The organism is Janthinobacterium sp. SUN120, from assembly GCF_030397735.1.
GTDB classification, from domain to species: Bacteria; Pseudomonadota; Gammaproteobacteria; order Burkholderiales; family Burkholderiaceae_D; genus Janthinobacterium; species Janthinobacterium kumbetense.
This window is the reverse complement of the sequence record NZ_JAPUBW010000003.1, coordinates 25,070-38,322: the sequence shown is the minus strand read 5'-3', so window position 1 is coordinate 38,322 and position 13,253 is coordinate 25,070. Positions and strand designations below refer to the sequence as shown.

Annotated in this window: 11 protein-coding genes; 4 read left to right on the top strand and 7 right to left on the bottom strand. The window is 64.1% G+C overall.

The window, feature by feature from the left end; genetic code table 11:
* Nucleotide 1: 1 nt before the first annotated feature.
* The gene (locus O0879_RS18120) at nt 2-1,165 is read left to right on the top strand and encodes a dipeptidase (protein WP_289917947.1); all 1,164 of its coding nucleotides are present in this window, start codon (nt 2-4) and stop codon (nt 1,163-1,165) included.
* Nucleotide 1,166: 1 nt separating this feature from the next.
* Here O0879_RS18120 and O0879_RS18115 read toward each other — a convergent pair whose 3' ends face one another.
* From O0879_RS18115 to xapA, 7 genes are all read right to left on the bottom strand, one after another.
* A complete protein-coding gene (locus O0879_RS18115) occupies nt 1,167-2,378 on the bottom strand; it encodes a nucleoside deaminase (protein ID WP_289917944.1) in 1,212 nt (403 codons plus the stop codon).
* Nucleotides 2,379-2,388: 10 nt separating this feature from the next.
* Complete coding sequence (locus O0879_RS18110) at nt 2,389-2,808, bottom strand: cytidine deaminase (protein ID WP_354004615.1); 420 nt, start codon at nt 2,806-2,808, stop codon at nt 2,389-2,391.
* 87 nt (nt 2,809-2,895) lie between these two features.
* The gene (gene deoA, locus O0879_RS18105) at nt 2,896-4,218 is read right to left on the bottom strand and encodes a thymidine phosphorylase (protein WP_289917942.1); all 1,323 of its coding nucleotides are present in this window, start codon (nt 4,216-4,218) and stop codon (nt 2,896-2,898) included.
* A 74-nt stretch (nt 4,219-4,292) separates the two neighbouring features.
* The gene (locus tag O0879_RS18100) at nt 4,293-6,644 is read right to left on the bottom strand and encodes an aldehyde dehydrogenase family protein (RefSeq protein WP_289918463.1); all 2,352 of its coding nucleotides are present in this window, start codon (nt 6,642-6,644) and stop codon (nt 4,293-4,295) included.
* A gap of 42 nt (nt 6,645-6,686) precedes the next feature.
* Nucleotides 6,687-7,646 carry a deoxyribose-phosphate aldolase gene (gene deoC, locus O0879_RS18095; RefSeq protein ID WP_046685481.1) on the bottom strand — a complete coding sequence of 320 codons (960 nt, stop codon included), beginning with the start codon at nt 7,644-7,646 and terminating at the stop codon, nt 6,687-6,689.
* The gene (locus O0879_RS18090) at nt 7,643-8,836 is read right to left on the bottom strand and encodes a phosphopentomutase (RefSeq protein ID WP_289917940.1); all 1,194 of its coding nucleotides are present in this window, start codon (nt 8,834-8,836) and stop codon (nt 7,643-7,645) included. The genes deoC and O0879_RS18090 overlap by 4 nt, the downstream gene beginning before the upstream one ends.
* Nucleotides 8,837-8,953: 117 nt before the next feature.
* On the bottom strand, nt 8,954-9,793 hold the full coding sequence (xapA, locus tag O0879_RS18085; protein WP_099665372.1) for a xanthosine phosphorylase: 840 nt from the start codon (nt 9,791-9,793) through the stop codon (nt 8,954-8,956).
* Nucleotides 9,794-10,173: 380 nt separating this feature from the next.
* Between xapA and O0879_RS18080 the strand changes: the two genes are divergently transcribed.
* The 3 genes from O0879_RS18080 (at nt 10,174) to O0879_RS18070 (ending at nt 13,252) form a co-directional block, all read left to right on the top strand.
* A complete protein-coding gene (locus tag O0879_RS18080) occupies nt 10,174-11,331 on the top strand; it encodes a carbohydrate kinase (protein WP_099665373.1) in 1,158 nt (385 codons plus the stop codon).
* A 1-nt stretch (nt 11,332) separates the two neighbouring features.
* The gene (locus O0879_RS18075; protein ID WP_099665374.1) at nt 11,333-12,262 is read left to right on the top strand and encodes a pseudouridine-5'-phosphate glycosidase; all 930 of its coding nucleotides are present in this window, start codon (nt 11,333-11,335) and stop codon (nt 12,260-12,262) included.
* Between the two features lie 87 nt (nt 12,263-12,349).
* On the top strand, nt 12,350-13,252 hold the full coding sequence (locus O0879_RS18070) for a LysR family transcriptional regulator (protein WP_077400023.1): 903 nt from the start codon (nt 12,350-12,352) through the stop codon (nt 13,250-13,252).
* Nucleotide 13,253: the final 1 nt, after the last annotated feature.

Here is a 13,253-nt window from a genome sequence, read left to right as displayed (position 1 = left end):
AATGATTATCAGTACCCTCGCCGCCGCCAGCCTTGCGCTGATCGGCGGTTTCCTGTCCGCTCCCGTCCTCGTCGACGAGCACCTCAACCGTGTCCATCCTCCGTCCGGCAAGGCGCCATCAGCAGCCACTGTGGCCCTGCACCAGAGCCTGTGGATCGCCGACCTGCACGCGGACAGCCTGCTGTGGCAACGCAACCTGAACCGCGACAGCCTGCGCGGCCATGTCGACTTCCCCCGCCTGCAGCGGGCCAACGTGGCGCTGCAAGCTTTTTCCGTCGTCACCAAGACGCCGCGCAAGATGAATATCGAGCGCAATGGCAGCGACACGGACAACATCACGGCCCTGGTGGTGGCGCAAGGCTTGCCGCCTGCCACCTGGAACAGCCTGCTGGCGCGCGCCACCTACCAGGCAGACGAGCTGCGCCAGCAGGCGGCCAAGAGCCAGGGCAAGGTCCGGGTCATCGGCAGCCGCGCCCAGCTGCGCAGCTTCATCGCCGCGCGCGAGCAAGATCCCTCCCTGCTGGCCGGCTGGCTGACGCTGGAAGGCGCGCATGCGCTCGAAGGCAAGCTGGCCAACCTCGATACCCTGTACCGGGCCGGCTACCGCATGGCCGCGCCCACGCACTTCTTCGATACGGAACTGTCCGGCTCCCAGCACGGCTTGAAGAAAGGCGGCTTGACGCCGCTGGGCAAGCAATGGCTGCGCGCCATGGAGCAACGCAAGATGATCGTCGACCTGGCGCACGCCTCGCCAGCCACCATCGACGACGTATTGACGATGGCGAAACGCCCCGTGATGGTGTCGCACACGGGCGTGCGCGGCACTTGCGCCAACGGGCGCAACCTGAGCGACGCACAACTGAAACGCATCGCCGCCCAGGGTGGCCTGGTGGGCATCGGTTTCTGGAATACGGCCGTCTGCGGCAAGGACGTGGCGTCCATCGCGCGCGCCATCAAGTACACGGTAAAACTGATCGGTGCGGAGCACGTGGCCTATGGCTCGGACTTCGACGGCGCCGTCACCACGGCCATCGATGCGACGGGCTTGCCGCGCCTGACGCAAGCCCTGCTCGACGCAGGCTTGTCGGAAGCGCAGATCCGCCGCGTGGCGGGCGAAAACGTGCGCGACTTTTTACTGAAAAACCTGCCGGACGATGACGCCTAGGCTAGCCTAGCGCCTGGACCAGGGCCTGGTCCAGCACCTGGCGCGGCCGGATGCGTATCAGCTTGCGATACAGCGGCGGCATCGACTCGCACAGCGCCAGCAGCGCGTCTTCCCCCATGGCGGGTCGTACGTACTGGAATTGCGCCGGATTATTCTCCGGCAGCGCCCCTTCCATGGTGGAGCCGTAGGCGCCCAGGGTCATGAAACTGGCGGCGCTGTCGTCTGGGCCGATGGCCAGCACGAAGGTACCGTGCTTGGGGTGGCCCAGGTAGCTTTTGAATTCTTCCTGCAGCGCCGGCGCCGCATTCGCCATCAATTCAAAGCGCAGCTGCGCGTACTGCCGCGTGCATTCCATGAACGGCGTGCGGATGGCCGATTGCGCCACGTTTCCCGGCATGCACAGCAGCAGGTTGCCGAAGGAATCGAGCAAGGCGGCCGCGTCGCCCTGGCCGCCATCGCGCACATCCTGCTCCATGGCCGCCTGCAGGAATGGCGCCAGGCCCGCATCGGGCGCGTGCGGGTCGCAACGGTAAGTCAGGGCATCGGGATAGCGGCGGCGCAGGGCGCGCACCACGGCATGCTCGGATGGCAAGGTGGCGGGATCGCGCAAGTACACGTCGTCGCCGGCGTTCAGCAGCTGCATCACCTGCGCCGATGTCGACTCGAACACGAGCGAGCACAGTGCCTGCGTCGCCTCGTGGATGCTCTTGCCGATGAAAAAAGATTTGGGCGTGGCGCCGGCAGGCAGGCGCGCATACTCGGTGGCGCCGCGCACGGCCGGATAGCAAAAGCTGCGGCCGGCCTGCGCCTGCAACAGCGCCGGCAAGGCCGTAAACGTGGCGCTACCATCGTAATTGATGCCGGCCTTGACATCGGGTGCGGCCACCACCACGTTGAAACCGGCCGCCAGAATCGCTCCCGTGCACATGCAGCAGGGGTCGAGCGAGGTGACGATGGTGAGCTCTCCCGGCGGCGGCAAGGGCGTGCCCTTGGCCCGTTCGGCAAAATACCAGTCCACCAGCTGGCGCTCGCCATGCGCCGTGGGGTCGAACACCAGGCCCTGGCGCACGACGTTGTTGTGCATCGATTGCAGCACGTTGCCTGCGCCATCGAGCAGCACGCCGCCCACGCCGAAGGTGCCTTGCGTCTTGGCGGCCATGGCTTCGGCCGCGGCAATCGCCACGGCGGCCTGGATGTCGATCGTCTTGTTCAAGCGGATCCTGTTACTTCATGTCCAGGTCGGAATTGCCGAAGCCATGCGGCAGCAGCCAGCCCGCCGTCACTTCCATGACATCGTTTTTCAGGTTCGTCAGGATCACCGGCAGGTCGGCGCCGCCCATCTCGAACATCACCTGACGGCAGGCGCCACATGGCGAAATCGGTTCGGCCGTGTCGCCCGTAACGGCCAGCTTGGCGAAGTCGCCCGGTTTGCAGCCATGCGCGATGGCGCTGAAAAACGCCGTGCGCTCGGCGCAGTTGCACAGGCCATAAGCGGCGTTTTCCACGTTACAGCCACGGAAGACGCGGCCATCCTTGCACAGCAGCGCCGCGCCTACCTTGAAACGCGAGTATGGCGCGTAGGCCAGTTCACGGCCCGCATTAGCTTCGGCGATCAGTTCTTGGTTGTTCATTTTTTCTGCAATACCCTTGAATTCATAAGACCGGGGTCAGACCACCGCCGACACATAGCTCAGCGCTATCGCAAGCGGGGGTCTGCCCCCGGTTTTCAACTACGGACGTATGGTACGGTAAATCACGGGATTGGCCGTCAGCGCCACCGCGCCGATGGCATACGCATCCTGGATTTCCTTGACGGCTTGCTGCGCCGCCGCTGCCGTGCGCGCGTGCACCATGGCCAGCGGCTGGCCGACAGCAACCTGCTCGCCCAGGCAGACCAGGTCCGTCAGGCCGACGGCGAAATCGATGCTGTCCGTCGGACGGCGGCGGCCGCCGCCCAAGGCGACCACGGCCAGGCCGATGGCGCGGCAATCGCGCACGTTGGCGTAACCGGACGACAGCGCAGGCGCCGGCACGATGAACGGCGCCTGTTCCAGGTGCTTGTCCGGATGTTCGACCAGGTCGGCCGGGCCGCCCAGTGCGGACACCATGCGCGCAAAGCGCTCGGCCGCTTCGCCCGAATCGAGGGCCGCCATCAATTTCACGCGCGCCTCTTCTTCGGTGGCGGCCAGGCCGCCCAGCACCAGCATCTCGGCGCACAGCGCCAGGGTGACTTCATGCAGGCGCACGGGACGCGAACGGCCCGTCAGGTAATCCATGGCGCCGCGCACTTCCAGCGCATTGCCGGCGTACGGCGCCAGCGACTCGTTCATGTCCGTCAAAATCGCCGACGTCTGCATGCCCGCGCCATTGCCGACGGCGACGATGCTTTCGGCCAGTTCCACCGATTTGTCGTAGGTCGGCATGAAGGCGCCCGTGCCCACTTTGACATCCATCACCAGCGCGTCCAGCCCGGCCGACAGTTTCTTCGACAGGATGGAGCCGGTAATCATGGCCACCGATTCCACCGTGGCGGTGACGTCGCGGATGCTGTAGAAACGCTTGTCGGCCGGCGCCAGCTGCGCCGTCTGGCCGATGATGGCCACGCCCACTTCCTTGACCACCTTGCGGAACAATTCATTGTCCGGCACCGTGCAATAGCCTGGAATGGCGTCGAACTTGTCCAGCGTGCCGCCCGTGTGTCCCAGGCCGCGGCCCGAGATCATCGGCACGTAGCCGCCGCACGCGGCGACCATGGGGCCCAGCAGCAGGGAGACGACATCGCCCACGCCGCCCGTCGAATGCTTGTCGACGATGGGCCCCGGCAAGTTCAGCGAACGCCAGTCCAGCACCTGGCCGGAATCGCGCATGGCCAGGGTGAACGCCACGCGCTCGTCCATGTTCATGTCATTGAAATAGACGGCCATGCCCAGCGCCGCGATCTGGCCTTCGCTGACGCTGCCGTCAGTGATGCCGCGCACGAAAAACTGGATTTCCTCGGCGCTCAGCACGCCCTTGTCGCGTTTCTTGCGAATGATTTCCTGGGTTAACAACATGGAATAACTCCAATCATGAGATCTGGGGTCAGTCCCTGCGGATCTGACCCCAGCTTTGTAACGCTAGCTACTTATCAGACGCCGTAAGGAATCCACACGTTTTTCACTTGCGACGCATGCGCCAGCACGGCACGGCCGCCGCTTTGCGCGGCGCTGTACCAGTCGCGGCCCTTGGCGCCGCCTACCCAGGTGCGCTTCAGGGTGCCGGCCGACAGGCGCTCGACTTCGGCGCAGCCGTCAAGCGAACCGTCATGGCGCCAGACGGCGTCGATGTCGGCGTGCGTGGCCAGGGTGCGCGCCAGTTCATCGGCGTTGCCGCTGATAATGTTGACGACGCCGCCCGGCAAGTCGGACGTGTCGAACACCTGGTACAGGTCCAGCGCGGAGAGCGGATGCGCTTCCGACGGTACCACCACCACGCGGTTGCCCAGCGCGATGGCCGGCGCCACCAGCGAAATGAAGCCCAGCAAAGGCGCTTCGTTCGGGCAGACGATACCGATCACGCCGACCGCTTCATTGAGCGCCACGGTGATGCCCTTGGTTGGCGGCTGGTGCGCCAGGCCGTCGTACTTGTCGGCCCAGGCGGCGTAGTAGAACAGGCGTTCGATCGATGCCTGCACTTCCTTTTCAGGATTTTTACTGCCCGTCATGGCAGCGATGCGGGCGGCAAATTCGTCGGCGCGCGCTGCCAGGTTTTCGGCGATGTAGTACAGCACTTGCGCGCGGTTGTGCGCCGTGGCGCTGGTCCAGCCGGACGCTTTATGGGCCGCTTCGACGGCATTGCGGATGTCCTTGCGGCTGCCCACGCCCACTTCGGCCAGCAGGGCGCCATTCGCGCCGAATACGGGCACGCTGTAGGCGCTGTCAGGGCGTGCCTGCTTGCCGCCGATGTACATCTTGGCCGTGCGGTCGATGGCGAACGGATCGGCTGCCGCCGGCTTTGCCGCCGCCTTGGCCTTGGCTTCTACCACCAGCAAGGCCGGACGCGCATCTTCGGCCAGGGCCGTCATGTATTCCAGCATGCCTTCGCGGCCGCCTTCACGGCCGAAGCCCGATTCGCGGTAGCCGCCGAAGCCGCACGCCGCGTCGAACTGGTTGGCGCTGTTGATCCACACCACGCCAGCCTTGATGGCAGGCGCGATGTCCAGCGCCAGGCTGATCGACTCGGTCCACACGCTGGCGGCCAGGCCGTACACCGTGTTGTTCGCCAGTTGCACCGCTTCAGGCGGCGTGCGGAAGCTCATCGCCACCAGCACGGGGCCGAAGATTTCAGCTTGCGCCACGGCGGCGGAAGTGGACGCGCCCGTGATCAGGGTCGGCGGGAACCACGAACCGTCCGCCGGCAATTCGCACGCCGGTTGCCATACGTCGCAGCCTTCGGCACGGGCCGAATCGACCAGCGCAGCGATGCGCTGGCGCTGCACAGGGTCGACCAGCGCGCCCACGTCCATCGATTTGTCCAGGGGCGAACCGAGGCGCAGGTTTTCCATGCGGGTGCGTACCTTGTTCAGGAAACGCTCCTGGATCGATTCCTGCACCAGCAGGCGCGAACCGGCGCAGCACACTTGCCCCTGGTTGAACCAGATCGAATCGACCAGGCCTTCCACGGCGCCGTCCAGGTCCGCGTCTTCGAAGACGATGAACGGCGACTTGCCGCCCAACTCGAGGGACAGCTTCTTGCCGCTGCCGGCCGTCGCCTCGCGAATCAAACGGCCCACTTCCGTGGAACCCGTAAACGCGATCTTGTCGACGCCAGGATGGTTGACGATGGCCGAGCCCACGCGGCCGTCGCCCGTGACGATGTTGACCACGCCGGCCGGCACGCCCGCCTGCAGGCACAGTTCGGCGAACAGCATGGCCGTGAGCGAGGTGAATTCGGCCGGCTTGAAGACCACCGTGTTACCCGCGGCCAGGGCCGGGGCGATTTTCCACGACAGCATCAGCAGGGGGAAATTCCACGGCACGATCTGGCCCACCACTCCCACGGCGCGGTAGTCGGCGAATTCTTCCGACTGCAACTGCGCCCAGCCGGCGTGATGGTAGAAATGGCGCGCGGCCAGCGGCAAGTCGATATCGCGCGTTTCGCGGATGGTCTTGCCGTTGTCCAGGGTTTCCAGCACGGCGAACAGACGCGAGTGCTTTTGCAGCAGGCGGGCCAGCGCGTACATGACCTTCGCGCGGCCATGGCCGCCCATGCCTTGCCATACGGGCAGCGCGCGGCGCGCCGCTTCCACGGCGCGTTCCACGTCGGCATCCGTGGCTTGCGTCAGCTCGGCCAGTTGCGTGCCGTCGGCAGGATTGGTCGAGGCGAACAGCTCGGCCGGCTCGCTCCAGGCATTGTCGATGAACAGACCGAATGTGCGCTGGTGGCCGTCGAGCCACGCCTGCGCTTCTTTTTGACTTTCGGGAGCAGGGCCGTAGTCCATAGTATTGAGAATCTCGTTAATTGTTGGCATGACGATTGTTCTTTAAGGTTGTGCGTGACGATGATTGGCCGAGTAGCTGCCGGTGACGTAGTGCTCGAGCTGGCGCTCGATGTCGGTCAGCAGGCTGGAAGCGCCGATGCGGAACAGGTGCGGCTGCAGCCATTCGTTGCCCAGCTCTTCCTTCATCAGGGTCAGGTATTGCAGCGCGCTCTTGGCCGAGCTGACGCCGCCGGCCGGCTTGAAGCCCACCTGGAAACCCGTCTGCTCGTGGTATTCGCGGATCGTGCGCACCATCGTCAGGGCCACGGGGATGGTGGCGTTCACGCCTTCCTTGCCGGTGGAAGTCTTGATGAAATCGGCGCCCGCCATCATGCAGACCCACGACGCCTTGGCCACGTTTTCCATGGTCAGCAAGTCGCCCGTGGCGAGAATCGCCTTCACGTGCGCTTCGCCGCAAGCCTTGCGGTAAGCCAGCATTTCGTCGTACAGCACTTGCCAGTTGCCGTTCAGGACATGCTGGCGCGTGATGACGATGTCGATTTCCGAGGCGCCCGCGGCGACCGACAGTTCGATCTCGCGCAGCTTCGTTTCCATGCTCGTCAAGCCGGCAGGGAAACCCGTCGACACGGCGGCGATGGGCAGGCGGCCCTGGATGACTTTCACGGCCGGCTGGATCATCTCGTGGTACACGCACACGGCGCCGGTGCTCAGTTCCGTCAAGCCCAACGCGTCCATCAGGTCGGCGCGCAGCGGGCGCATGGCCTTCATGCACAGGCGTTCCACGCGGCCCGGCGTATCGTCGCCGCCCAGGGTGGTCAGGTCGATCATCTGGATGGCTTTCACCAGCCAGGCGGCCTGGTATTCCTTTTTCACCGTACGGCGGTTCGCCAGGCTGGCCGCGCGGCGGTCCGTCGCGGCGCGGTTGACGCGGATCTGGTTGATCCAGCCCAGGTCGAGGCCAACGGCCTCGTTACGCTTGAATTCGGGGTGCATGAGTGTCATAACAAGCTGGTTCCATTAGCAAGTGGTGGTACGCCAAGGTGCTTGGCGAGGGTTTGGCCAATATCGGAGAACGTCTCGGAAATGCCCAGTGCGCGCGGAGCGACGCCGGGGCCGAAGAAGATCATCGGAATGTGTTCGCGGGTGTGGTCGGAGCCGTGCCAGGTAGGGTCGCAGCCATGGTCGGCGGTGATCACGACCAGGTCGCCTTCCTTGAGCTTGGCCATGAATTCCGGCAGGCGCGCATCCATTTCGCGCAGCGCGTCGGCATAGCCTTCGACGTTGCGGCGGTGGCCGAACGCCTGGTCGAAATCGACGAAGTTCACAAAAGTGAGCGACTTGTCCTGCACTTCATCGGCCGTCTTCAGCAGCGCTTCGAACAGCGCCATGTTGTCGACGCCCTTCACGACGCGCGAGATGCCCTGGGTGGCGAAAATGTCGCTGATCTTGCCCAGGCCGACGACTTCGCCGCCCGCATCCTTGACGTGGTCGAGCAGGGTCTTGCTTGGCGGCGCAACGGCGTAATCGTGGCGGTTGGAAGTGCGCGTGTAGTTGCCATTGCTGCCGGTGAACGGGCGGGCGATCACGCGGCCGATGTTGTACGGTTCGACCAGCTTGAAGGCCATTTCGCACACTTCATACAGGCGCTCGAGGCCGAACGACTCTTCGTGCGCGGCGATCTGCATCACCGAGTCGCCCGAGGTATAGATAATCAGCTTGCCGGTGGCGACGTGTTCATCGCCATGCTTGTTGATGATGTCCGTGCCCGAGGCATGGCAGTCGCCGAGGAAGCCTGGCACGCCGGACATGGCTTTCAGCTTGTCGGTCAGGTCGGCCGGGAACGACGGCGTCGTGCGGGGGAAGTAGCCCCAGTCGAATTCGACAGGCACACCGGCGATTTCCCAGTGGCCGCTCTGCGTGTCCTTGCCGGTGGAGCGCTCGCGCGCCGCGCCGTAGGCGCCGGTGAAACCGTCGCGCTGGTCGAAGCCCGTGGCCCATTCGCCGCTGGCCAGGTGCGCCGCGGCGCCCAGGCCCAGGCGTTCCATGTTCGGGAGTTTCAAGGTCTTGCCGCTTTTGGCGACAGTGCTGGCAATATGGCCAAAGGTATTGGCACCTGCGTCGCCATACTTGGCGGCGTCTGGCGTCGCGCCAAGGCCGAAGGAATCAAGCAGGAGGATAAATGCGCGTGACATGATAAGGCTCGCTTTAGGAGTGATGCGAAGATGATGCGAACAGTGTAGGCCGGATTTTCCCGGCCTGCCGCGCGGCAGCGCCGGTGGCCGGCGCGCCGCTACTGCATAAAAAAGTGCTTAGGCTTGCGGTTTTTCAGCGACTTTGGAGAGGAAAGCCAGGATCAGCTTGACCAGGTCTTTGGCGCCGATGGCCGCGTATTTCAGGGTTTGTTCGTGCGACAGGGCGAATGGCGACATGCCTTCGGCCAGGTTGGTGATGACGGACACGCCCACCACTTTCAGGTCGCAATGACGGGCCGACACCACTTCCGGCACCACCGACATGCCGACCGTGTCGGCGCCCAGGCGGGCCATCATGCGGATTTCCGCAGCCGTCTCGAAGTTCGGGCCTGGGTAGGCGACGAACACGCCTTCGTGCAGGGTGATGCCGTTCGTGGCGGCCGTGTCCTTGACCAGGTTGCGCAGGTCCGCATCGTAGGCGTTGGCCATGCTGAAGAAGCGCGGGCCGAAGCGGTCGTCGTTCGGGCCGACCATCGGTGTGCCTGGCAACAGGTTGATGTGGTCGCTGATGGCGACCAGGCTGCCGGCGTCCACTTCAGGGCGCAGGGAACCGGCGGCGTTGGTGACGAACAGCATTTCGCAGCCCAGCAGTTTCAGGGTGCGGATGGCGCTCGTCATGACACCCATGCCATAGCCTTCGTAGAAGTGGCCACGGCCCTTCATGCAGACGACGGCGACGCCCGACAGGGTGCCGACCACCAGTTCGCCGGCGTGGCCGTGCACGGTGCTGATCGGGAAGCCTGGCAATTCGTCAAAGCTGATGCTGACGGCATCCGTCATCTGCTCGGCCAACACACCCAGGCCGGAGCCGAGGATCATCGCCACGCGCGGCTTGAAATTTGCAGGAGCGCGGGCACGGATGATTTCGGCGGCGTGGAAAGGGCTGTTGTTCGACATGGTTATCCTCTGATTGACTAATGATGATGGGTTGCTGCCTGCGCGGCCGTGCCCGGTGAAGGACTGCGGCCCAGGTATCGGCTAAGTATGGTGTTACAGGTATATCGAAATGCGTATTGCCACTATTTGCCGCCACTATGCATCAAACGGAATATGTATGGCAAATACCATTTTTCTTGCCCATTTATACAATTCAAATATAAATGGCCGACATTATAGTCCAGGCAAGCCCAGACCTGCCATGCCTCGAAAATGCATGCATACAAGCTCCATACGACCGCTTTTCGCGCACGCCTGACACGGGCTTGACATGGGCTTGACACACTAAAGACAAATGTTTACAGTCGCAGACAAATGTTTAAACCTTCAGCGAAAACCTTGTGACCGATACCAATAAAAAAGACCAGCTGTACACGCTGATCCGCAACAACCCCTTCATCTCGCAGCAAGACCTGGCGAGCGAACTGGGCTTGTCGCGCTCGGCCGTCGCCGGCCACATCGCCGGGTTGATCCGCGAACGACGCCTGCTGGGACGCGCCTATGTGCTGCCCGACAGCCGTCCCGTGCTGTGCATAGGCGCCGCCAACCTCGACCGCAAGATGCGCACGCTGGCGACCTTGCAGATGGGCACCTCGAATCCCGTGCGCTCGGAAGAAGTGTTTGGCGGCGTCGGCCGCAACATCGCGGAAAACCTGGCCCGCCTGTCCATTCCCGTCGCCCTGCTGACGGCGCTGGGCGACGATGCGGCCGGCCACGCGCTGCAGACGCACGCGGAAGACGCGGGCATCGACATGCGCGGCAGCTTGCATTTGAGCAACACCAGCAGCGGCACCTATACGGCCGTGCTCGACGAACATGGCGAAATGCTGCTGGCGATGGCCAACATGCAACTCTACGAACAGCTGACACCCGCCTTTTTGCACAGCCGCCAGCCGCAGCGCGCGGCGGCCGCCCTCACCGTCTGCGACCTGAACCTGGGCCACGACAGCGTGCAGGCGCTGCTGGCCGATGCGCGCCAGGACGCCGCCCATGCGACGCCGCTGGTCATCGTCGCCGTCTCGCAGCCGAAGATGGCGCACCTGCCGCAAGACCTGACGGGCTTGCATTTGCTGATCCTCAACCGTGGCGAACTGGAAACGCGCGTGGCGCGGGCCTTGCCCACGGCGTTCGAAGTGCGCGCCGCCTGCCGCGAAGTGCAGCGCCAGGGCGCGCGCCAGGTGATCGTCACCTGCGGCGGCGAAGGCGTGTACTTCACGGATGGCGACAGCCTGGACGCGCCTGTCGTGCACCTGGCCGCGCGCGAAGTGGACGCCGTCGACGTGACGGGCGCCGGCGACGCGTTCTCCGCCGCCGTCTGCTGGTCGCTCTACCACGACAGCAGCGACTTGAAACTGGCGTGCCGGCGCGGCCTGAAACTGGCCGCCATGACCCTGGAATCGGCCGCCACCGTCTCCCCCCAGATTTCCGCCGGCGCGCTCGACAACATTGACGACGCCGACCTGGCGCCGCCCCCACCTACCCTCTTTCAACAGGATTAACATGACCCAATTACAGAATTTCCTCTTGTTCTCGCAAGAAGTGCTCGACGCGCGCGCCGCCGGCAAGGCCATCGTGGCGCTGGAATCAACCATCATTTCGCACGGCATGCCGTATCCGCAAAACGTGGAAATGGCGCGCGAAGTGGAGCAGATCATCCGTGACGGCGGCGCCGTACCGGCTACCATCGCCATCATCGGCGGCAAGATCTGCGTGGGCTTGTCGCCCGAGCAACTGGAATTGCTGGGCACCTCGCCCGACGCCATGAAAGTCAGCCGCCGCGACCTGCCGTTCGTCCTGTCGCAGGGTAAATTGGGCGCCACCACCGTGGCCGCCACCATGATCTGCGCGGAACTGGCGGGTATTTCCGTGTTCGTCACGGGCGGCATCGGCGGCGTGCACCGCGGCGCCGAAACGAGCTTCGACATTTCCGCCGACTTGCAGGAACTGGCGCAAACGTCCGTCGCCGTCGTCTGCGCGGGCGTGAAATCCATCCTCGACATCGGCCTGACCCTGGAATACCTGGAAACCCATGGCGTGCCCGTCATCAGCGTGGGCCAGGAAGGCTTCCCCGCCTTCTTCACGCGCGAAAGCGGCTTCAAGGCCGATTTCCGCCTCGATACAGCCGCCGAACAGGCTGCCTTCATCGGCACCAAGTGGCAGCTGGGCTTGAAAGGCGGCGTGATCGTCAGCAACCCCGTGCCGGCCGCGCAAGCCATGCCCAAGGAAGAAATCGACGCCATCACAACGCAAGCGCTGCAGGAAGCGGATGCGGGCGGCGTGAAGGGCAAGCAAGTCACGCCATTCCTCTTGTCGCGCATCAAGCAGCTGACGGATGGCCGCAGCCTGGCGACGAATATTGCGCTGGTCAAGCACAATGCCCAGGTCGGCACGGCGCTGGCCATTGCCATGCAGGCAGTCGTGGCACGATAATAGGACTGCTGTAAAGAAAGCGCGCATGCCGGCATCCAGGCCTGCGCGCCGTTCCATCGCCTAGCACCACGCAACGCCAAGGAAAGCATGTCCATCGATCTGAAACAGTTAAAGTATTTTCTTGCCGTTGCCGAGGAGAAAAGCTTCAGCCGCGCCGCCGAGCGCCTGCATATCTCGCAGCCGCCGCTGAGCCAGCAGATCATGAAACTGGAAAGCGAACTGGGCGTACGCCTGTTTGCACGCACCACGCGCACGTTCGAACTGACCGTGGCGGGCAAGGCGCTGATGAACGAGGCGGCCGACCTGCTGGCCAAGATGCGCATGACCATCGACACCATCCGCCAGATCGACCGCGGCGAAGTGGGCCGCTTGCGCGTGGGCATCGTCGGCTCGGCCATGTGGGGCCCCATTCCCAGCCTGCTGGAAGAATTCCAGACCAAATTTCCCCGCGTCAGCTGGACCATCCATGAATTTGGCCCCACGGTGCAATACGAAGCCTTGCGCGCCAAGCAAATCGACGTGGGCTTCTGGCGTGAACCCAAGCTCAACGACGACGACTTGCGTCACGACAATTTGCGCCAGGAACTGTGTTTCCGCGAAAACGTCTGCGTGGCCGTCAATGAACACCACCCGCTGGCAAAAAACACGTCCATCGAACTGATCGACATCGCCCACGAACCGATGCTGACCCTGAACCTCGACAAATCCGCGTTTCCCCGCTACCTGGTGCAATGTTGCATCAATGCCGGCTTCGAACCCGTGATCTTCCAGGAAGCGAGCGAGCCGCAAACCCTGCTGGCCATGGTGGGCGCGGGCCTGGGCGTGACCCTGGTGCCGGAAACGACGAGCCGCATCGGCTGGCCCGGCGTGGTGTTTCTGCCGATCAAGACCAATCCGCCGTCGGCCAACCTGTATATCAGCTACACCACGCTGGACGACGCGCCCGTCGTGCGGGCCTTCCTGAATATCCTGAATCCCCCCGCCGCTTGAA